21 protein-coding genes and 1 tRNA gene are annotated in these 21,379 nt (G+C 51.8%); 14 read left to right on the top strand and 8 right to left on the bottom strand.

Features of this window, described 5'->3' with window-relative positions; all coding sequences use genetic code 11:
- Window positions 1–10: 10 nt before the first annotated feature.
- From ABGT65_RS04485 to ABGT65_RS04475, 3 genes are all read right to left on the bottom strand, one after another.
- Window positions 11–3,304: a TonB-dependent receptor gene (locus ABGT65_RS04485; RefSeq protein ID WP_087259919.1), complete on the bottom strand. Its 3,294-nt coding sequence runs from the start codon at window positions 3,302–3,304 to the stop codon at window positions 11–13.
- A 98-nt stretch (window positions 3,305–3,402) separates the two neighbouring features.
- On the bottom strand, window positions 3,403–4,269 hold the full coding sequence (locus ABGT65_RS04480) for an endonuclease/exonuclease/phosphatase family protein (protein ID WP_346700059.1): 867 nt from the start codon (window positions 4,267–4,269) through the stop codon (window positions 3,403–3,405).
- Window positions 4,266–5,411, bottom strand: a complete 1,146-nt coding sequence (locus ABGT65_RS04475; protein ID WP_300255417.1) for a glycoside hydrolase family 130 protein — start codon at window positions 5,409–5,411, stop codon at window positions 4,266–4,268. The genes ABGT65_RS04480 and ABGT65_RS04475 overlap by 4 nt, the downstream gene beginning before the upstream one ends.
- A 224-nt stretch (window positions 5,412–5,635) precedes the next feature.
- On the opposite strand from ABGT65_RS04475, the gene ABGT65_RS04470 reads away from it, so the two are divergent.
- From ABGT65_RS04470 to ABGT65_RS04425, 10 genes are all read left to right on the top strand, one after another.
- Window positions 5,636–9,610 (top strand): response regulator, encoded by a 3,975-nt coding sequence (locus ABGT65_RS04470; protein ID WP_346700057.1) that lies wholly within the window; start codon window positions 5,636–5,638, stop codon window positions 9,608–9,610.
- 287 nt (window positions 9,611–9,897) lie between these two features.
- Window positions 9,898–10,227, top strand: coding sequence for a DUF5131 family protein (locus tag ABGT65_RS04465; RefSeq protein WP_346700056.1), 330 nt, complete (start codon window positions 9,898–9,900; stop codon window positions 10,225–10,227).
- Window positions 10,228–10,574: 347 nt separating this feature from the next.
- Window positions 10,575–11,900 (top strand): phage integrase SAM-like domain-containing protein, encoded by a 1,326-nt coding sequence (locus ABGT65_RS04460; RefSeq protein ID WP_346700055.1) that lies wholly within the window; start codon window positions 10,575–10,577, stop codon window positions 11,898–11,900.
- A gap of 244 nt (window positions 11,901–12,144) precedes the next feature.
- A complete protein-coding gene (locus tag ABGT65_RS04455; RefSeq protein WP_346700053.1) occupies window positions 12,145–12,456 on the top strand; it encodes a helix-turn-helix domain-containing protein in 312 nt (103 codons plus the stop codon).
- 11 nt (window positions 12,457–12,467) lie between these two features.
- Window positions 12,468–12,785, top strand: a complete 318-nt coding sequence (locus ABGT65_RS04450) for a helix-turn-helix domain-containing protein (protein WP_346700051.1) — start codon at window positions 12,468–12,470, stop codon at window positions 12,783–12,785.
- Window positions 12,786–12,820: 35 nt separating this feature from the next.
- A complete protein-coding gene (locus tag ABGT65_RS04445) occupies window positions 12,821–13,300 on the top strand; it encodes a hypothetical protein (protein WP_346700049.1) in 480 nt (159 codons plus the stop codon).
- Window positions 13,278–13,703 (top strand): hypothetical protein, encoded by a 426-nt coding sequence (locus tag ABGT65_RS04440; protein ID WP_346700047.1) that lies wholly within the window; start codon window positions 13,278–13,280, stop codon window positions 13,701–13,703. The genes ABGT65_RS04445 and ABGT65_RS04440 overlap by 23 nt, the downstream gene beginning before the upstream one ends.
- A complete protein-coding gene (locus ABGT65_RS04435) occupies window positions 13,703–14,719 on the top strand; it encodes an AAA family ATPase (RefSeq protein WP_346700045.1) in 1,017 nt (338 codons plus the stop codon). Before ABGT65_RS04440 ends, ABGT65_RS04435 begins: the two co-directional genes overlap by 1 nt.
- Before the next feature lie 122 nt (window positions 14,720–14,841).
- Window positions 14,842–15,495, top strand: a complete 654-nt coding sequence (locus ABGT65_RS04430) for a hypothetical protein (protein WP_346700044.1) — start codon at window positions 14,842–14,844, stop codon at window positions 15,493–15,495.
- A 106-nt stretch (window positions 15,496–15,601) separates the two neighbouring features.
- A complete protein-coding gene (locus ABGT65_RS04425; RefSeq protein WP_346700042.1) occupies window positions 15,602–15,988 on the top strand; it encodes a terminase small subunit in 387 nt (128 codons plus the stop codon).
- A 50-nt stretch (window positions 15,989–16,038) separates the two neighbouring features.
- On the opposite strand, the gene ABGT65_RS04420 is transcribed toward ABGT65_RS04425, so the two are convergent.
- Window positions 16,039–16,620: an ORF6N domain-containing protein gene (locus tag ABGT65_RS04420; RefSeq protein ID WP_346700040.1), complete on the bottom strand. Its 582-nt coding sequence runs from the start codon at window positions 16,618–16,620 to the stop codon at window positions 16,039–16,041.
- A gap of 19 nt (window positions 16,621–16,639) precedes the next feature.
- Window positions 16,640–16,891, bottom strand: a complete 252-nt coding sequence (locus ABGT65_RS04415; protein WP_346700038.1) for a helix-turn-helix transcriptional regulator — start codon at window positions 16,889–16,891, stop codon at window positions 16,640–16,642.
- Window positions 16,892–17,047: 156 nt separating this feature from the next.
- Between ABGT65_RS04415 and ABGT65_RS04410 the strand changes: the two genes are divergently transcribed.
- From ABGT65_RS04410 to ABGT65_RS04395, 4 genes are all read left to right on the top strand, one after another.
- Window positions 17,048–17,341: a hypothetical protein gene (locus ABGT65_RS04410; protein WP_346700037.1), complete on the top strand. Its 294-nt coding sequence runs from the start codon at window positions 17,048–17,050 to the stop codon at window positions 17,339–17,341.
- 113 nt (window positions 17,342–17,454) lie between these two features.
- On the top strand, window positions 17,455–17,772 hold the full coding sequence (locus tag ABGT65_RS04405) for an SH3 beta-barrel fold-containing protein (RefSeq protein ID WP_346700035.1): 318 nt from the start codon (window positions 17,455–17,457) through the stop codon (window positions 17,770–17,772).
- Window positions 17,773–17,775: 3 nt separating this feature from the next.
- Window positions 17,776–17,991 (top strand): hypothetical protein, encoded by a 216-nt coding sequence (locus tag ABGT65_RS04400; RefSeq protein ID WP_346700034.1) that lies wholly within the window; start codon window positions 17,776–17,778, stop codon window positions 17,989–17,991.
- A gap of 3 nt (window positions 17,992–17,994) precedes the next feature.
- The gene (locus ABGT65_RS04395) at window positions 17,995–18,174 is read left to right on the top strand and encodes a hypothetical protein (RefSeq protein ID WP_346700033.1); all 180 of its coding nucleotides are present in this window, start codon (window positions 17,995–17,997) and stop codon (window positions 18,172–18,174) included.
- Window positions 18,175–18,417: 243 nt separating this feature from the next.
- Here ABGT65_RS04395 and ABGT65_RS04390 read toward each other — a convergent pair.
- The 3 genes from ABGT65_RS04390 to ABGT65_RS04380 form a co-directional block, all read right to left on the bottom strand.
- Window positions 18,418–18,506, bottom strand: a tRNA-Leu gene (locus ABGT65_RS04390).
- A 252-nt stretch (window positions 18,507–18,758) separates the two neighbouring features.
- Complete coding sequence (locus ABGT65_RS04385; protein ID WP_346700031.1) at window positions 18,759–20,732, bottom strand: S46 family peptidase; 1,974 nt, start codon at window positions 20,730–20,732, stop codon at window positions 18,759–18,761.
- The gene (locus tag ABGT65_RS04380) at window positions 20,729–21,325 is read right to left on the bottom strand and encodes a Maf family nucleotide pyrophosphatase (RefSeq protein ID WP_346700029.1); all 597 of its coding nucleotides are present in this window, start codon (window positions 21,323–21,325) and stop codon (window positions 20,729–20,731) included. Before ABGT65_RS04380 ends, ABGT65_RS04385 begins: the two co-directional genes overlap by 4 nt.
- Window positions 21,326–21,379: the final 54 nt, after the last annotated feature.

Below are 21,379 nucleotides of genomic sequence, written 5' to 3'. Positions count from 1 at the left end.
GGTCGTATGTTTAGAATGTCAGGTTGACGCCGAAAGCAAAGGTTTTGTACCACGGATAGGCGTCCGAATTTCCGCTGTTGGTAGTCGCTTGCTCCGGATCGATAAAATCGCTGTGCAATTTCGTAAAGTAGAACAGATTTTCACCGCTGAAATAGATGCGGCATTTCGAAAGTCCTACTTTTGATATCCATCGTTCGGGCAAACTATACCCAATAGTGAGATTTTTCAGGCGACAATAAGCCAGATTTTGCAGGTAACGATCGTTGACGTTGCGCATTGAGTGCTTGGAATCGCGGGCCGAATAAGCACGAGCGCGGGGGAAATAGGCGTCGGGATTCTCTTCACTCCAAACATCGGACATGAAATTGCGTGGAATGAACGATGCGAACGGACGGACATAGGGACCCCAGAATTTGATGTTGTCGTTGGCAGGATACCAGTCTTGACGTCCTACGCCCTGAAAGAAGGTCGAAATGTCGAATCCGCACCATTCGAATGACAGGTTCAGACCATAGGTATAACGAGGGGTGCTGTTTCCGATTTTCACACGGTCACCCGGATTATCGAGCGTACCTGCCCCCTCATTTACGGCATTGTCGCCGTTCAGATCGAGATATTTCATATCGCCGGCTTGAATTCCTTGTCCGTATTCGCCCGCATCAGTGCGAAAATAGTCGTAGCAGACTTCGGTCAGATCGATCCGGGAGGCATATTCCTGGGCTTCGGCGGTCGTCCGGAACAAACCATCTATACGGTATCCCCATATTTCGCCCACCTCTTTGCCTACATAGGGGTCGCTCAAAATTCCCGAAGGGTTATCCACTTTGGTGTACTTGGCCGTATAATCAGCCAAGGTCGCCGTCACAGCGTAATGGAAAGGACGTCCGGCGACCTTGAACGAATCCCGCCAGCCGAGTGCCAGTTCCCATCCTTTGGTACGGATGTCATTGGCATTGACCATAGGCTCATCAGCACCATAAATCGACGGCAGCGATTTTCCTTGAGTCAGGATGCCTTTTACATCGCGGATATAAGCATCGAACGTAAGGTTCAAGCGCGAACGCAGCATATTCAAATCAATACCGATATTCTTGTGGACCACTTTCTCCCAGGTGAGATTGCCCGCTACCGGATCGTCTGCATAGGCATAAGCGCCCCCGCTGACCTTGTCGAACGTGTAGTTGCCCATTACTTTTTGCGTGTTAATGCTCTGTATGTAATCGTACGATCCTACATCCTGATTCCCCAGCGTACCGTAAGAGGCCCGAATTTTAAGGTTGTCGATTACGCTGCGGACAGGCTCGAAAAATTTCTCTTCGCTGATCCTGTACCCCAGCGAAAACGAAGGAAAGAATCCGAAGCGATCCCCGCGAGGGAACTTCGACGATCCGTCATAACGACCGTCTATCTCGAATAAATAGCGTCCTTTATAGTTGTAGGCTGCTCGATAGAAGATGCCTACGGTTGCACGTTCGTCGCGGCCTCCGGTAAGTTCGGGAATTTCACCCACAGCGAGATTAAAATCCGAGAGTTCCTTAGTCAGCAGATCTTCACGTGTAACTTTCAGATCTCGATGGCGGCGTGTCTCGTAGTTGAAACCTCCGATCACCTCCAAGTTGTGTCCGTTCCAATCGTTTTTGTAGGTGGCGAAAGCATTCGCCGTATAGAAATTCTGATCGTAGACTACCTCCCGATAGGAGTCGGAGTAATTGGTTGTCATCGTCTCCACCTCACCCGGGTATTTCGAATACTGTACATCCATCTCCCGGTAGTCATTGCGCAGGTACCCTTTCTTATAACCGAAATCGGCCTGTGCCGTCAGATTTTTATGAATTTTGAAGATGAAATCGAATTTGGTGGCCATTTCCTGAGTCAGATTGTGGCCTCCGGTACCTCCCTGTTGCATCATAGCGACCCATCCGTCCGACGGGAAGTGCGTCGAAGAGTAAGTCAGAGAAGTATAAGCCACAGACGTTCCGTCGGGATTCATCGGGACGAAACTGGCCAGACAGTGCATTCCCGGACGGCGCCAGTTGGTCGATTCGCTCTCCACTCCCGAATAAGTATAGCGGCCGCTAAACATACGTGTGGAATTCTTAATTTCAAGCCACGGGCGAACCTCGAATGAAAGGTTCGAACGGATATTGTACGATTTATAGCCGTCGTCTCCGAGTTTCTGTACTCCTTCCTGCGAATAATATCGTCCGCTGACGAGATAAGACATCTTGTCACTGCCTCCCGAAATGCTGATATTGTGATCGGTCGTGGGACGGCTCATGTCGTAGAGGTAGTTGTACCAGTCGAAGTTGGCTAAGTAGACGTAGTTTTCGCGTCCAAAGCGGTTGTCGATGATGACCCACGGACGATCGGGATGTTCTGTCTTGTCGTTACGCCGTTCCCACATGGCCTGATAGTCGGCCGGGGTGTAATTGGTATAACGTACGCCGCGACCCGATTCCATGAAAAAATCGGCGATGCCGGCCGAATAATAGCCGCGAGTCTCGTAATCGGTAGAGGTCGTCGGTGCCGAGAAAGCGAAATAGCCATCGTAGGATACCGTTGCTTTCTGATTCCGGCTGCCGCTCTTCGTGGTGATCAGAATCACGCCGAAAGCGGCTTTTGCACCGTAGATGGCAGCCGAGGCCGCATCTTTCAGCACGGAAATCGTTTCGATGTCGTTGGCGTTGATGCGGTCGGGATAACTCTCCACGCCATCGACAAGAATCAGCGGACTGCCGCCGTTGGGCGAACCCGTGCCGCGAATCTGGAAACTGGCTCCTGCACCGGGCTTGCCCGAAGAAACCGTCACGTTGAGATTGGGAACCATACCCTGCAAAGCCTGTCCGAGATTGGCGACCGGGCGATTTTCCAACTCTTTCGACGTCACCTGTGCTACTGCGCCGGTCAGATTCGCTTTTTTCTGGGTGCCGTAACCTACGACGACCACATCGTCGATTAGGGTATCATCCTCGGCTAATACGACATCGTAAACGTCTTTCGAGGCAAGTACGCTGAACTCTTGGTCGGCATAACCTATGAACGAAACAACGACCGTGGCCCCTGTCGCAACATTGTGCAGGGAAAACGAACCGTTGTCCGTTGTAGTAACGCCGATGGTCGTGCCTTTCACAATGACACTGGCACCGGGGATCGGCTGTCCCGAAGTGTCGGTTACTCGACCGGAGACCGATACAACAGACTGTGAGGTCTGTGCGGCGACCGGACTAACCGAAAAGAACGATATCAAGAGCAGTATCGCTCCGACGAGCGGCCGGAACAGCCGATAGTTTTGAAAATGTTTCATAATTTATTCAGTTAGTAGATTTACGAATTGATCCGAAATGGCGTACCGAGCAAAAGATAAGTCCCGCCACGACATTTCGAGGCCATTTCTGCCAATACTCAATAGTCCAGTTCCACGACGACAGGAAAATGATCCGAAGGCGTGTGTGCCCGGTATTTTCCCGCCGTGTCAGTAGGAACTCGATAAGTATCGGTCAGAATGCCGTAGCGCAACGGCCGGAAACCGGGTGTTATGAAAACGTGATCGATACGCCGGAAAGTCTTCACATCGGGATCGAACCAATTTTCCGTGCCAGTGGTTGCCAGCCTGATCGGCGCCGCATCGTAAGCGTCGCCAAGTATTCCGGATTCACACAGCAGAGCATGGCAGTCACTCGTTTCGCCCACGTTGAAATCTCCCGTGAGAACGACACGTTCACCGCGGCACATCTCCCGGATCTTGTCCAATACCAACCGACAGCTTTCTATCTGTGAACGCTGACCTTTGTGATCGGTATGCAACGTGAAAAACCAGAACCGTTTGCGGCTTTTCCTGTCGAGAAACCGGCCCCAAGTGCAAATGCGTACGTAAGCAGCGTCCCAGCCTTTGACAGGCCGGGTGGAATCTTCAGCCAGCCAAAAGTGTCCCGAGTCAAGGAGCCGGAACCGGTCGCGCTTGTAGAGGATCGGAGCGTATTCGCCTTTTTCAACGCCGTCGTCACGTCCCACACCGATATAATCATAATCGGGCAAAACCGCAAGCAGGTCCAGCAGTTGGCCATGAAGCACCTCCTGCGCACCGAAAATGTCGAAATCGTGGAAACGGACGAGATCGGCGATTACGGGGCAGCGTTGCGCCCATCCGTTTCCCTGAGCCGCATCTTTCGGGTTGGCGTTTCGGAGGTTGTAACTGGCTACGGTGAGAGTTTGTGCTTCGGCGAACATTCCCGATGCCAATAACAGAAATAGTCCAAGTATCCGTTTCATACCTCGGTCGTTTCTGGGACGGAATCTCCGGGCGTCTCGACCTCCGGATCGTAGACGGCAACCCCGACGTATGAGTCGGCACAGCCGTAGTAAAGATACCATTTGGATTTGTAATAAACCAATCCTTCAATGAAGACCGTACCGTCTTTATACTGCCCGCTCTTCTCGAAATCATCCACCGGACGGAAGAACGGCACGTCAAGACGCCCGAGTACCTTTCCCGGATCCTCCGAGTCGAACAGAAGCTGTCCTGCGGAATAAGTCCCTGCCGGATAACGCATGTCGCGGTGGGCGTCAGCCCGGTTCTTACCGTTATAAAGCAAAAGGATGCCTTTATCGGTCAGCACAGCCGGAGGACCGCATTCGGTCAGCGCACTATCGAAATAGCCATTCCGCGGATAGACCACACCTTTCAGTTCTCCGTTTTCATCCAATTCCGGAGTCCAGTTGATCAAGTCATCCGACGTGGCAATATTGATCATCCGTTCACCCCAATACATTAGATATTTACCGTTTACGCGCGAGATGACGAGTTTATCGCCGTCGAGTTTGGTTACGATCGATCCCGATTTGCTCTTCAAGTCGCGGAAACGCCCTGAGTAAGCTTTCTGAAAAGCGTAGCCGTGCTTCGTCCAATTCACCAAATCTCGTGACGTAGCCACACAGAGACGCGGAATCCGGCGGTTCCACGATGTGTAAAGCATTACGTAGGTGCCATCTTCGGTTACGGCAATGCGCGGATCTTCACATCCGCCCGGCCAATCGTACGACTTCAAGGCATCCTCTGTCGGGAAAAGTACCGGATCATGCCGGAGTTCCATCGTCACGCCGTCCTCGCTTTGCGCCAAACCTATGCGCGAAGTGCGTTTGCCGATACCCGTCGCCGAATTATCCTCGGCACGGAAAAGTACGCAGATCTTTCCGTCCTTGACGGTCGCCGCCGGATTGAAAGTATCGCTTTCCATCCATCCGACAGAATCCCTGCGCATCGGACAGAAAAATTTGACTCGCGGATCAGGCTGGATAACGGGATTAACCTCTGCGGGACGTACGAATCCGCCCAAGGCCCATTCCGGCAACCTATTTCCGCCTGCGGCGCTTTCCGTTCCGGAACGCCCCGCACCTCCGCAGCCGGAAACCATGATCCCGGCCATTAGGAGCAAAATGACATTGAATGATTTCCTCATAATGGTTAATTTAGGTTTTGCAAAAATAGACAACCGTCGGGACAACATAGTTCTCTATTCTTCAGAAAGCGTATTCTACGCTTTTGAAAAAGGTCCTCTCTGTTCCGAAAAAAGTTCTGTCTCGATTTTCCCGGGAGGCAAAATTTTGTTTTCCCGGTCCGGCTTGTTATCTTAGCAATATGAAACAGCTGAAATATCCGTTACTCATTCTGACATTTTGCCTGACGGGCTTGGCCTCTCATGCGGGGGAACAATATATGCTCGAACGATTGTCCAATGAGAACGGATTATCGAACAATTCCGTAAACTGTTTCTGCGAAGATTCACGCCACCGGCTTTGGGTAGGAACCTGGGACGGGCTGAATGTCTACGACGGACGGACATTCCGGATCTACCGACATAAGCGGAATTCCCCAGGAAGCATCGGCAACAATGTTGTCCGGCAAATTATTGAACAGGATTCGCTTACGATATGGGTAGTGACGAACGATTGTGTGAGCCGCTGGGATGAACGAACGCAACTTTTCACCAACTATCGCCCCGGGTACGAAAACATTTCGCCGAAAGGGACATTATCATGCCTGATGGGAAGAACCTCCCGGCAGGAGATGCTGGTCTGTGTGAAACAGCAGGGATTCTATCTTTATCGGGCAGAAGAAAAAGAATCACAGTTCGTTCCGGTCCGCGGAGGCGATTCTGCGGTGCTATCCATGCTGCTCGACGATACCGATCGCATCTATCTGCTAACCGAATCGCGGGAGATCCGGTGCTACCGATTGCTGTTCGACGAGAGCGGTAAGATTCCCGTTCTCACAGAGGAGTCCCCCTTGGAAACGGAACGTCCGGTGTCGGACATGGCCTTGGCCGGGAATATGCTGGTAATAAATTACGGAAAGACATTGGAAGCGGTAGATCTTCGTACGCGAGAGCGGCTGTCGATCGAAACCGGATTGCCGCAGGTCGGGCGAATCGCTTATCGAAACGGATCGCTTTTTCTCACGGATCGAAACGGAGACCGACTCGTCCGTTACAATCTGCATACGAGGCGTACCGAGTCCATCGATGCGTTTCCTTCCCGAACGGCAGTGTTTTCGCTCTATGCCGGATCTCAGGAGATCGTTTGGGTAGGAACCGACGGGCGGGGGCTGTTGAAGATTTTCGAATATACCTCACCTTTCCGAACGGTTCATACCGCCTATCCGGTCCGTTGTTTTGCCCGACGGGACGATGGTACGATACTGGTAGGAACGAAAGGCGAAGGGATCAAATTGTTCGACAAACGCACACGAATGATTACAGGAGAGATTACCACGGCACAGGGACTGATCTCCAATACCGTTTACAGTATGCGCAAGAACAGCCGCGGAGATATCTTCATCGGGACAGAAGGCAAGGGCATCAACTATTTGCTGCGCGGGAAAGATATTCCGAGCCGATTGTACCTTCCGGCGGACGATTTTTCTGTCAAGTCGATATACAGCCTCGCTTTCAGTCATGGCGACTCGCTCCTGTGGGCCGGGACCTCGGGTTCGGGCTTAATCCGCATTCGCGTGGAATACCACCCAGGGAAAGGATACGTCGCCCGCGACATCCGGCAGTACAAAGCTTCGGGAGCCCATGCAGCTCTGGGCAGCAACATTATTTATTCCATCGTCCGCGGCACCGATCCCAATATACTTTGGCTCGGGACCCGCGGTGGCGGTGTCGTGCGGTTTGACACCCGTTGGGAGCGATTCGAAAATACCGATGACCCGGCAGAGAGCGCAGGAGAAAAAAATAGAGACATTCTTTCGCTGATCCAAGGAGCAGACGACGGGTTGTGGGCCGGAACCAGTTACGGATTGAATCGGTTGACGGAAAAAGATGGACAGATGCGGATCACGGGATTCCCGGGTGAAAATGAACTGGGAGATCCGGCGGTTCACGGTATCGTGGAAGATTTGGCCGGTAATTTATGGATTAGTACAGGCAACGGCATAATTTGCATTGATCGGCTTTCCGGCAAGGCAATTCAGTACACATCTCGCAATGGTTTGCAAAACGATGAGTTTTCGGATGGAGCCTATTTCCGAGATAATGAAATGGATGTCTTTTTCGGGGGTGTGGCAGGTTTCAGCTATTTCAATCCGGAAGAGATGCGCCTGCGTAATTTTGAGCCTGAAATCAGGCTTGCCGGCTTGCGGATCAACAACAAGGAGTTGAATGTTTATGATCGGGTGAAAACGAACGTGCTGAACTTAACCTACAACGAAGCCCATGTATCGTTAACATTTTGTGTCGGTGATTTGATCAACAATGAAAACTGCGTATTCGCATATCGAATCGCCGATTTTTCAGATGCATGGATCTACAATGGAAGCAACCCCACCGTTTCCATCACCCGACTGCCGCCGGGGCGTTACCAGCTCGAGGTGCGCTATACAAACGGAGACCGTGTGTGGAGTAAGTCAACGTCCATGTTCGAACTGCATGTGGGGCATCCATGGTGGTTCAGCGGGTGGGCTATTTTCGCTTATTTCGTTTTGTCGGCACTTATCACAGCTATCGTCTATTCAGTCATTCGCAACAGAATCCGGCTGAACCGGCAACTTTTGTTGGAGCATATCGAAAAACGGCAGCAACAAAAGATGCACGAATCACAACTCAACTTCTTCGAGAACATTGCTCACGAGTTCTTCACGCCGTTGACCCTGATTTACGGTCCCGCACAGCAGTTACTCGAACGAGTGGAACTGGATAACTATGCAAAACGGTACGTGCACCTCATCAAAAATAATGCTGATCGAATGCAGCAGTTGCTCAATGAATTGATGGAGTTCCGTAAGGCAGATTCCGGACATACGGTTCTCCGTGCAGAATCTATCAATTTGAGTTCCATGCTCAATTCCATCGTAGACAATTATACGGAGATAGCAGGTGAAAGCAGAATCGAACTATCGGTGCATATCGGTCGGATAGAGCCTTTTACAACGGACCGGAATGCACTGGAAAAGATCATTTTCAATCTTCTTTCCAATGCATTCAAATATACGCCGGAAAAAGGATATATCCGAATCTGGCTCAATATGCAACCGGACGGCTCCATTCGGTTCCGTGTACGTAATTCCGGACGGGGTCTTACAGAAAAGCAGTGTGCCGAGGTATTCAACAGGTTCCGGATTTTCGAACATACCCAACAACGCTATGCCATAAGTACGGGAATCGGGCTAAATCTTACCAAGGGGCTTACCGAACTGCTCGGCGGACGGATTTCAGTGGAGAGCCGGTTAAATGAATATGTTGAGTTCCAAGTCATCGTTCCTCCCATGCCGCTTTCCGATGTAACGTCTGTACAACCGACACAGGAAGCAGTCGTCCTCCATGTGCCGAAAATGCAGATCGAACAAACGCGGTTTACGGTATTGGTCGTAGAGGACGATTATAATGTTCGTGAACTATTCCGCGATATTCTGGCTCCACATTACACCGTACTGACGGCCAATGACGGTAACAACGGACTCGAAATGCTACGGCAAAACCTGCCCGACTTAGTCTTGTGCGACATTGTCATGCCCAGACTCGACGGAATTGGGTTGATTGACCGCATCCGTTCTGATGAACGCACGGCTCATATCCCGATCGTAAGCGTTTCAGCAAAACTGTCCATTGAAGATCGCATAGTAGCAGTAGAACACGGCGCCGACGCTTACATCACCAAACCGTTCCATCCCCGTCATATTTTAGCGACAGTCGAACAATTATTACACAAACGCACAGTATTGAAAGAGTATTTCAATTCGGCACGTTCGGACGTGACCGTGCGCGAAGGAATTACGCTTCACCATGAAGATGAACGGATGTTGCACGAAATCGTCGTTTTCATCGAGAATAACATCGATGACGAATCACTCAATCCGACGGCCATTTCCGATTTCATCGGCATCGGAAAAACTTCGCTTTATGAAAAATTGAAAGAACTCACGGGGAAAACGCCTGGAGAATATATCCGGATGGTCCGTTTGGATCGCGCTTCTAAACTTCTCCGTACAACACAGTTGACCGTACAGGAAATCATGTACAAATCGGGGTTCAGCAGCAAATCTTATTTTTATAAGGAGTTTGCAGCTCGATTCGGGTTATCCCCCAAAGAATATAGGAAAGCTAATTGCAAATAAATCTATAGTTTTTTGTTTTTCAATAACTCGATAGGAACTTTTAGAATCAAAAGGTCGCTTAATTTGTTATCATTAACAAAATTAAGCGATTTACCTTGTATCCGAAACCGAATTGCAAAAAACAGTAAAATTTATACAGAATAGTAACGTGACAAAGTCTACAATAAAAATATCCCTTGCTTTTTTGACAATTTATTACTTTTTGCTCCAGTTATTTGAAGTTAGAGGTTCATTGCAATCTGCCGAAAATAGCACAGTTGCTTTTCGTTCCTTCATCCCATCTAAAAATGAAACCGCCTAATCTTTTGGATTATATACGACATTTGAAAGCTCCAATTCGATTCATTTCATGTGAGCCGTTTCTCGAAGATTTGGGTGAATTGGATCTTAAGGGAATAAATTGGGTTATTGTCGGAGGTGAAAGTGGGGTTCAGGCCCGTTCTATGAAAGAAGAATGGGTCTTAAACATTAAGCGACAGACCGAAACTAATCATATTCCATTTTTCTTTAAGCAATGGGGAACATGGAGTGCAGATGGGGTTAAAAGCAATAAAAAGGTTAATGGAAAATTATTGCAAGGAGTCGTTATTCAGAATATGCCGACAATAAAAAAATAAATATTAGACGAATTCCCTATCGCGGGAACTCGTCTATTTTCTCATACGATTTTATGTGTGAGCCGGATGTTGTTAGAAAATGCGGACACAGTGCGGACGCGAAAAAATTAAAACCGCGTTAGAAATGACTCTAACGCGGTTTCCAGTGCCCAGGACAATATTTGAAATATGCAATTTTGGGGATGCGCGCAATCTGTTGAAAATCGGATATTTGTTGCTATATAACAAAGATAATCAATAATTTGTATTTGTCAACTGAATTGCGTATTATTGCATATGATTTTATTGTATGGCATAAATGTGGTGCAATATTTTGGATTTGCACCACGGATTAGCAGTTCGGAGATATGGCATCGGTTACGGCATTTATACGGGTATCGAAAAAGCGAATTGAACGGGCAACCGTTCGCTTCCGGCTTCGGGATGGGCGGAACATTCAACTGTTCCACGCCTCGGAGTTGGAGGTCAATCCTTCCGACTGGGACGCCACCCGGCAGGAAATCAAAGCAAAGGTATTGTATGATGCGGAGAAGCGTGCGGCCTTCAATAAGGCCGTGGCGGATCGTAAAAACATGATGCTGGAGATATATAACGCAGTATCTGACAAAGAGGGTCTAACCTCTGAATTGCTGGATCAGGAAATCGACAAACGGCTGCATCCCGATCGCTATATTGTCGAGCAGCCCCGGCAGACCTTTTTCGAGGCATATGAGGAGTTTATCGAGAAACGCAAACTGTCGGACTGGCGGGTTCGGGCTATTCAGGTCGTTATTCGGGCGTTGAAACGCTATGAACTGTATGCTCGTCGCACCGTAGATCGTCGGTTTACCCTTGACCTGGATACCGTAACGCCGCAGGTGCTGGGAGATTTTGAGGAGTTTCTACGCAATGAGCACACCTTCTGCGAGCAGTATCCCGAAATCTATGAAGCGGTTCCCGAGAGCCGGACACCCCAACCGAGGGGACAGAATACGATCAACGGAATACTTACGAAACTACGGACGTTCTTTATCTGGGCAAATGACGTTGGCAAAACAACTAACAACCCGTTTAGAAATCACCACATCGAGGAGTGTGTGTATGGAACACCCTATTATATTTCGATTGACGAGCGGAATAAAATCTACCGCACGAACCTCTCCCGGCATCCTCAGTTGGCTGTTCAACGGGATGTTTTCGTTTTTCAATGCTTAATAGGATGTCGGGTGGGTGATCTCTATAAACTGACCCGTGAAAACATCATCGACGGGGCGGTCGAGTATATTCCCCGCAAGACGAAAGACGGCCACCCGGTGACGGTTCGGGTTCCGTTGAATGCTATTGCCCGGGAGATATTGGCCAAATATGCCGATTACGCCGGACCTCCGTTATTCCCTTTGATGGCGGAGCAGCAATACAACAAGGCAATAAAGCGGATATTCCTTGCTGCCGGGTTGAAGCGTAGGGTTACGATACTCAATCCGCTAACTCGAGAGGGCGAACAGCGGCCTATTTGGGAGGTTGCATCCTCGCACCTGGCCCGCCGGGCATTTGTCGGCAATTTATACAAGCAGGTCAAAGACCCCAACCTGGTCGGGGCCTTATCAGGCCATAAGGAAGGCAGCAAGGCGTTCGCCCGATACCGTGAGATTGACGAGGAGATGAAAAATGAATTGGTGAAAATGCTGGAATAGCGTAATGGTCAATAATTTACAATAGGCGGGAATAATCCCGCCTTATTTTTGCAGAAAAATCACGAAAAAAAATATTGCGATTTCTTGGAATCTAAAATGCCCGATCTCATCTTTGTGCCAGATGCTTGTGATGATGCAGGCCAAAATCTCGACGGAATGACAAAGCGCCTATTGAATTGTGGTCCATCTCACCAGCCAAATTTATAAACCGGATGCGAAGATGTATCCTAAAACAAAAGTCCTTATGGGATCAATCAATGAAATGATGGCTTTGGGTAACAATTTTACCGTAGCCATTAAGTTGGAAGACCTTGTTGAATTTCACCGAGAGGTTCTTGCCGATGTTAAAAAGGAACTGGAAGCGCAAGTTGTTGAAGAGAGGGAGGAACGCTACCTGTCAATTAAGCAGGTATGTGAATTGCTCTCGATTGACGCCTCGACCTTGTGGCGTTGGCGGAAGCGGGGTTATCTGGTGCCCGTATCGATCGGAGGTAAGCGCCGCTACCGATTGAGCGAAATAAAAAAAATACTGGGCAGCGATATGTTGAATCAATAATCGCCGGAGGTATGGACCAGAAGCAGCAAGCCCCCGACGTCCGAGGCAGACGTGCAGGGGCATTATCCCGAGTGCAGTACAAAGGTAAGGAATTTTACCTGAATAACAATGAATTTAGCGTTTTTTCGCTGCTGATGTGCGGCGGCAAACTGGCTACATTCGACATTGCCGAGCGGTTGAATATCCCCGATCCGAGGAGCACGATCCGCTACCTGCGGAATATGGGGATCGACGTGTCGGATGTATGGGTCCACGAAAGGGCCCGCCACGGTAGTAATTTGCAGCGGTTCAAAAGATACTTTATCCACGGAGGGGATGCGTCATGCTGACCAGACCCCGCTACATTAAGAGTCCTTCAGTTCGGATGCTGGAGCGCCTGGAGCTGGAGGCATACCGCCTGGAGCATCCAACAATCCCGGAGTCGGCAGTAGTTCCCACCAGGCACAGAGACGACACCGCAAACGGACTTACCCGATGTATTATCCGCTACCTGCAGCTCAAAGGACATCAGGCTGAACGAATCAATACGATGGGCAGACCGATTGACACGCGTCGCACCTATAATGTGGCCGGATGTATTCGGCAGGTTGGATCATTGAGATGGGGAAAATCGACCTCGACAACCGGAAGCGCCGATATTTCTGCGGTCGTTTTTGGACGTGCTGTAAAAGTCGAGGTGAAAATTGGTACCGATCGGCAAAGTGAAGCGCAAAGATGCTATCAGTCTGCCGTTGAACGAGCCGGAGGCCTTTATTTTATAGCCAAAGATTTCAACACATTCGTCGAGTGGCTCGACGATACATTCAAAGACGAAATGACTTATGGAGAATCTCGAAACTATTAAGTTGTCCAAGCAGCAGGAACTGGCACGTTATCGACAGCGGCCCGACGCAAAACCCTATGTTATTAAAAAGCTGACAGAACAGATTGTGGCTTTGGAGCACTGTGTAGATCTTGCCGACAGCCGTGTGGACAATCAACTGCTCATATTGCTGCGAGATACGCTATATAAAGCTCTGTACGTGGAAGATCGGGCAGATGTTTTAATCGTAGGCATGAGACTTACCGACAGACCACAGATCGAACGGGTCGATTTGGCGGATTTGGTGTACTCTACTAAACTCGGCGATCCGCAACCCGGACTTTATGAGTTGCTCGATATTGGTCGCTGCATTCTTACAGATCGGTCGGTTGCCAAGATGTCATTTCATCATATTATCGAAGGGTTAGATCGTTTTAAAGTCTGATGGATATGGGATTTGTGGATGACGTAATAATGACCAAACCGGAGACGTCGAAAATAGACGTATCGTCGTTTATTATCGATCTGTCCGAGCAAGTACCCGATCCGCAGCCGATCGTCCGAATTTGGGGTAATTTGATTGCCTCACGGGGTAATATATCCACTGTTGTAGGACTGGCCAAGAGTAGAAAGACCTTCTTGACCGCAGCTGTGGCCTCGGGATTCCTCTCCTCATCGGATTTTCTCGGATTTGACACTCCGGCTACGGGCAAGGTAGTGTATGTTGACACAGAACAGAGCAGGGCACACGTGCATAAGGTCGCACGGCGCATTCTGCGCAGCATCGGCCTGCCGACTAACCGCAATCATGACCAGCTTGTTGTGGTGGCTTTGCGGGAACTGACTCCCGACCAGCGCAAGGACGCTACGGGAGAAATCCTGCGGCGGTACAAGCCCGATCTGCTGATTCTCGACGGCGTAGCCGACCTTTGCAACGATCCGAACGATTTGCATGAATCCGAGGCCTTGACGTGCGAGTTGATGCGCTGGAGTTCGGAGTACGATAACCACATTCTTTGCGTGCTTCATAGCAACCCGGGCGGGGATAAAGCAAGAGGGCATCTTGGATCGGCTCTGCTGCGTAAGTCGGAGACGGTAATGTTGGTGAAGGCTGACGGTGACACCTCGGTCGTATCGCCCCAATACTGTCGTAACGAACCGTTCATGGAGTTCGCCTTCCGTATCAATGCGGATGTATTGCCTGAATTGTGCAGTATTCCTGCACCTCAACCGAAAGAGAATGTTTTTGCAGATGTCATGGAGGTCGGAAGGGTTTATGCGCATTCGGAACTGGTTAGTCTGCTTGTTAAGCAAGCAAATGTGAAAGAGGGTAGCGCAAAGATGAAGATATCCCGTGCAGTTAGGGCCGGAATAATCGTAAAGAATCAGGTCGGGGGTTACTATCTGTTAGGGTCGCAAATTGAGGTTTCACAATCCGAGTTGCACGATGAACCTTTCTAATATCTATGGTTACATTACGGGGTTGTGGGAGGAGAGTAACAGGTAACAACCCCCTATATAGGGGTGTTACCTTGTTACCCCACCCGCCCCAAACATTTTGTTATATAAACTAAACTTTACTTATGAAACAGGAATTTTACCCCGAACCCAGCATTCGGGAACAGATTGAAGCCGGAGGCGCTGAAGATTGGCAGATCCGACTGGGCGGATACGTCGTGTCGCTCTATTACACCAAATCCCCGAAGTCGGGCGTCGCCCGAATAGTTCCTTTCCGAAGGGCTGACCGGTTGTCGGTGATTGTCTATCGGCAGATGCCGGACGGTACGAAAGAAGCTATTCGGCAAATCAAGGTCCCGGCCAGGAATGCAAATCTTTGGACAGATCATCGGAACAGCCTCCGAGTCGTGGCGCATGACGGTCGGATGTGCATCTTCTCCGTTACGGCTTCCGGCGGTCTTGTTACCGGCCCCGGAACCGGTACGTCGGACAGCGTTCCCGCTATGTTGTCCAACGGCGAGGCCGTCATGACCGCCGCCGCGGTGAATGAGTGGGGCGCGATGCTCTCGGCCATGAACGTGTCCAGCGGCGGAAACGCCATCAACGTCTCCAACCTGCCCCAGCGAGGTGACGGAATGCGAGGGATGCGGGCGATGCTTAAGGAGGCTTTGCTCGATATGCCGGCACCAGTGGTTTCGGTGGTTGACATCAACAAAGGCCAGCGGAAAGTGCAGGTGCAGGACAATATCAGCAAACTGGGACGTAAAAAGTACAAATGACTATGAACAGGAAAGAACAAAAGACAGTGGGAACCGCCCGCAAGATCGGGCGGCCTCGGAAATTCACTCCCGAACGCTTCGAGAAGGTCTTCAAGGAGTACAGGAAATGGGCCAAGGCAAGCCTATCTATGTCAGCAAAGTGTCGGCCGGACAGACCATATCGGTCCCGTGTGAACGTCCGCTGACCCTTACGGGCTTTTGCCGGTTCGCGGAAATAAGCAGGGAGAGTTTCTACAACTACGAAGCAAAACCGGAATTTTCGGAGCTGCTGACCTTCATCCGAGAGGCTATCGAGGCCGACCAGCTCGATGGTGCTTTGGTCGGGGTATATGATTCGAGCATTGTCGCGCGGGTTCTCCGCCTGGCCGACCGCAAGGACATCACGACCAACGGGCAGAACCTTCAGCCGCCAGGTCCGGTTGTTACCGTGACGATTGACGAGGCCGCCGCCTCCATCATTCAGTCCATCGGGAAACAGACGATCCGGGAATAACAGAGACAGCCACCTCGACGGGTGGCTGTTCTTGTTTGCCGGTGCGATTGCTATTTCGTCTCTTCCGGGGGTGTCTGTTTGTATCCGATCGGCCTGCGGGGTGTGTCAATGGACGGAGTTTTGACCGACAGGGCGGCGATTGCCTGGTAGATGTTGTCGAGTTCCCGGCGCATATCCTCCGACAGATCATTCACGGCCTCGGCATTGTCTTCATCGGCTCGCTCCAACAATGCCAACTTTGCCCTAATTTCGGCCAATTCTGCCGTTATCTGTGTGGTTGTAGTTATGTAGTTGCGCATCGCCACGAATGCCCGCATAATGGCGATATTTGCGTTTATGGCAATGTCGCTGTTTAGCAATCCGGACAACATTGCTACGCCCTGCTCCGTAAAGGCATAGGGCATTTTACGAACTCCGCCCCAACTTGATGTCACAATTTGTGATTTCAAGTTTGCAAATTCCTGATGGGTAAGCTGAAACATGAAGTCGGGCGGAAATCGTTTTATGTTTCGTTTTACGGCCTGGTTCAGTGCGCTCGTTGTAACTTGGTACAACTCGGCCAAATCTCGGTCTAGCATGACGCGCTGACCCCGTATTTCGTAAATCTTGCTTTGGATGGTTTGCAGTTCCATAGCGTCGGTGTGGTTGAGGTTATTCTCCCTTCTCTATTCTGATCGGCTTGCCGCAATGCGGGCAGGTGATCGTGTCCGTCGGCTGCGGGGCGAACAGCTCCGGAACCGTTACCCCCAGGGCAGCGGCAATCTTGCGGAGCGTGGTTATTGTTGTGTTCCCATTGATTGCTTTTGATAAACCAACACGGGAAATACCTATTTGTCCTGCTAAATCTGTCTGCGTCATGCCTCGTTCTTTGAGGATTTCCGCTATTCTGAACTCATTATCCATAATGTAAACATTTTGTTTGTGGAGACAAATATATGAATTAAACTTGTTGTTTGCAAAATTATATTTAGTGATAATAAAAAGTTGTCAAAATATTTGCAAGTATGAATAATTATTGTTTACTTTGCATTGTCAAAAGAAAACAAAATGTTTACAACCATGACACCCGCCACCCGTACCGAGATTCAGCACTTCGCCAAGCAGATCGCCGATTACGTCACCTTCAGATGCGACGGCGAAAGCGAAGGTTTCGAGATCATCCACAACGGATATATTGCCTTTGTCAACTACGAGGCCGAATATCGTGCCGTCCGGGGCGGTGACTGCTACTGCGGGATGTGGGAAATGGTCCCCGAACTGGTCAGCGAGCAGACGACCGTCGAGGCCGTATGGGATGAAGAGGGCAACGAATATCCCGAACTTGCCGACGCTTTGCAGGTGCTGTTGAACTAACAAATAAATCGGCTCTCTTACCTTCCTCGGATAGGTGCTGTCACACCACGCGACGAAGCCCCCGGCGGTAATCCGGCCGCCGGGGTCACAGAGAGCCCCAAATGAAAATAACCATGAAACGAAACGATTTATCGGACATCATGCGTCGTGCCTGGGCGCTGTTCCGCATAACGGGCAAAACCTTTTCCGTATGTCTTTCGACGGCGTGGAGCCTTTACCGTCTTACCCTTCGGATGCGGGCCGGTATCGTTCGGTTTGCCTACGAAAAGGCCGACGGCACGCTGCGCCGGGCCTGCGGAACGTTGCGGGACATCGCGGCCACGATCAGGGGCACCGGACGTCCGGACGATGGTCGCACGGTCAAGTATTACGACATCGAGGCTGCCGGTTGGCGGTCGTTCAAAGTGGAAAACCTTATAACAGTATATTGAGTCATGAAAGAGTTAACAGCAAAGCAGATCGGCCAACTGTTGGAGATTGCCAAGAATACCCAACAGGGAATGGGGCTCGATGAAATCGCCTTTATCACCCTTATGCGTATTTGTCGGGACTATGTGGATCCGAGCAGATACCCGGTTGTGCCCGATCGGGAGAAATGGATGATCGAGCGCCTCAACAAGTTCCGGATTCGGTTTTTTGAGAAGATATAAGCCATGATCTACGAACTCACCATCGACGGCTACACGCTGGGGCAGTTCTCCACGGAGGCCGAGGCCATCCGGCGGGCCCGGTATTTGCCGAGGGGCCGATATACTCTCCGGGAGTGGGCGAGGGACGGCGAATTTTCGACGTTCGACCCTGTGGTGAACAGATGCTACACTTTCGACAACTGACGCAAGAACGGTAAACCTTTTGGCGACCGGGATCCTCAACGGGCTCCGGTCGTTTGTTCGTAGTCAAGAGAGGAAACGGGCGCGAGTTTTATGACATCCTTACGCGCGCGTGCGAAGAACGGATTCCCGTACTCTTGTTGTTTGGTTATGCTGGTGTTGGGTGTGGCGTGAGTGGTGCAAATGTGGCGCAGGGCAGGAATAAAAAATCGCAACTGATTGATTGTCAGCTGCGATTTTCTTCTTTGGTGCCCAGGACAAGACTCGAACTTGCACGAACGCAATTGTTCACTACCCCCTCAAAGTAGCGTGTCTACCAATTTCACCACCTGGGCATTGCACGCCCCGAATATCTTCCGGGCCTGCAAATATAGACACTATTTTACGATTTGCAAAATTTTTCCCGGGAAAACTCCGATTTTTTCCGGATTCGGAGATTCCTGGCAGAAGAGATCCGGGCAAACCCGGGCGGAATGCCCTTTCCGCAAACTCTCCGGAGCTCTCCGGCCCTTTCGTGGAAACGGGCGCATCCCCGCGCTTTGTAGCTTCCGGAAACGCGCCCCGCTTCAGACAATGGCTGCGGAGGTCTATTTGATCCGCATCTCCTTGAGCAGATACCCGGCCCCGCCGATGCGATCCACCACGAACAATACGTAGCGGATATCCACGGCGATGTTGCGGCAGATCGAAGGGTCGAAGGCAATGTCGCTCATCGTCGAGCGCCACGTGCGGTCGAAATTGATGCCGATCAACTCGCCGTCGGCATTCAGGACCGGCGATCCGGAGTTCCCGCCCGTGGTGTGGTTCGACGCGAGGAAGCAGACCGGCACCGTGCGGCGTCCGTCGATCTCCACACCCCAGCGCCCGTACTCCTTCGAAGCATAGAGGTCGCGCAGCGATTGCGGGATGTCGTAGTCGTAAATCTCGGGATTGTCCTTGGCGATGATGCCGTCGAGGGTCGTCTGCGGTTTGTGGTATTCGCCGTCGGCATATTCGTAACCGGCGATTGCGCCGTAGGCCACCCGCAGCGTCAGATTCGCATCGGGATAGTAAGGATGTTCGGGCCACGTCCGCCGCAATTCATGGACATACTCCCGGTAAAGTGTGTTGAGCCGTTTGCTCGTGAGGTTGCGCAGCCGGTCTGTCCCCAACAGCCATGTGATGTGGTCGAGCATCCGCTTCGAACCGCTTCGCAGCGAGTCGGAGAGGGGCGTTTCGCCACCGGCCCACACCTCCTCGAACACCTTCTCGGCGAAGGCTTCGGGCGAGCCGTTTGCGGCCACACCGTCGAGGAATGCCGGAACCTGGTACTCTGCCGGACAACGCCGGGCATACTCCCCGAAGAGCCAGCGGAACAGCGATCGCTCGGTCTCCCGCCGGGCCGGGAATACGGCTTCGGCACGCTCTTCGGCCGAGTATTTCGCAGGCAGGGCGCGGAGGGTCTCGGCGATGATTTCGCGGGCGAAGTAGGGATCTGTGATCCGGCGGTATTCGGCCTTCATTTCGCGCAGAAGCTCCGCCCCGCGGGGATTTTCGCGGGCAAAGGCCTGTTCCTGCTCCTGCTTGGCGGCGATGGTCTTCATCCGGTTCAGCCCCAACACCTCGCCCTGCCACTTTTTCCAGGCATTGGCGATCGAGGCGTGTTTGGCGGCGTAGTGGATGCGCAGTGCGGGGTCGCTCTCCTGGGCGCGGGTGATGATGTCGAGGCGTCCGTCGCGGATGGCGATCTTGGCCGGATCGGAGCGTTCGGCGATGTAGGCTGCGGCATCCGAGAGGATATACTCCTGGGTATTGCCCGGGAATCCGTAGATCATCGTGAAGTCGCCCTCGCGGAATCCCCGGGTCGAGATCGTGAAGTGCTTCTTCGGACGGTAGGGGACATTGTCGGGCGAGTAGGCCGCGGGTTTGTTCTCCTTCGACGCATAGATGCGGAAGATCGAGAAGTCGCCCGTGTGGCGGGGCCAGATCCAGTTGTCGGTGTCTCCGCCGAATTTGCCGATCGACGAGGGCGGCGCAGCAACCAGCCGCACGTCGTCGAACTGTTCGTAAATGAAGAGGAACTGCTGGTCGCCGTAGTACATCTGTTCGATGGCGGCCTTGTACCCGATGCCTTCGGCCTCGGCGCGTGCGATGATCTCTGCGGGGCTCTCGCCGGCGGCGATGCGGTCGGTGACCTCCTCCATGCGGACCAGGAAGCGGACGTTGAGACCCTTGTTCGGGAGCTCTTCGGTGCGCGAGCGGGCCCAGAAACCGTGGGTGAGATAGTCGTGCTCGACGGTCGAATGGCGCTGGATGGCGTCGTAACCGCAGTGGTGGTTCGTCAGCAGCAGCCCTTCCGCGGAGACGAGTTCTCCGGTGCAGCCTCCTCCGAAGAGCACCACGGCATCCTTCATCGAGGCGCGGTTGATCGAATAGATATCTTCAGCCGTGAGGCGGAAACCTTTGGCACGCATGTCGTCGATGCGTTCGGAGATGAGGCTCGGGAGCCACATGCCCTCGTCCGCGGCGGCGGGCCAGAGGCAGAGGAGGGCGAAAAGGGTCAGCAGGGTCTGTTTTTTCATCGTGTAAGGAATTTGTCCAGTTCGGTGTACAGTTTCTGAATGGGGAGTCCCATGACGTTGTAGAAGGATCCTTCGATGCGCTGGATGGCGGCGTATCCGATCCACTCCTGGATGCCGTAGGCTCCGGCCTTGTCGAAGGGGCGGAAGGTGTCGACGTAGTAGGCGGTCTCCTCGTCGGTCAGCGTGCGGAACCAGACGCTCGTCCGGGCCTCGAAGGAGTGCATCCGCTCCGTTGTCCGGAAGGTGATGCCGGAGACGACCGTGTGCCGGTGTCCGGAGAGCCGGTGGAGCATCTCGACGGCATCCTCGCGGTCGCGGGGTTTCCCGAGGACCTCGCCGTTGAGGACCACGACGGTGTCGGCCGTCAGCAGGATGTCGTTCGGGGCGAGCGCTCCGGGATAGACCTTGCTTTTGAGTTGCGAGAGGTAGACGGGGACCTCTTCGGCGGCCATTTCTGCGGGATACCACTCTTCGCAGTCGTATTTCGGGGCCAGTTCATAGGGGAGCCCGCACCCGGCGATAAGCTCCCGGCGGCGGGGCGACTGCGAGGCCAGCAACAGCCGGTAGTCTTTGAGTTTTTCGTGCAGCAACATGTTTCGGAACAGTGTGGATTGTTTCGTTTTTCGGGGAGGACCGGGCATCCTGTC

Source organism: uncultured Alistipes sp. (genome assembly GCF_963931675.1).
Classification (GTDB): domain Bacteria; phylum Bacteroidota; class Bacteroidia; order Bacteroidales; family Rikenellaceae; genus Alistipes.
Note: the sequence above shows the minus strand (reverse complement) of the source record. Positions and strands in the feature narration are given on the sequence as shown.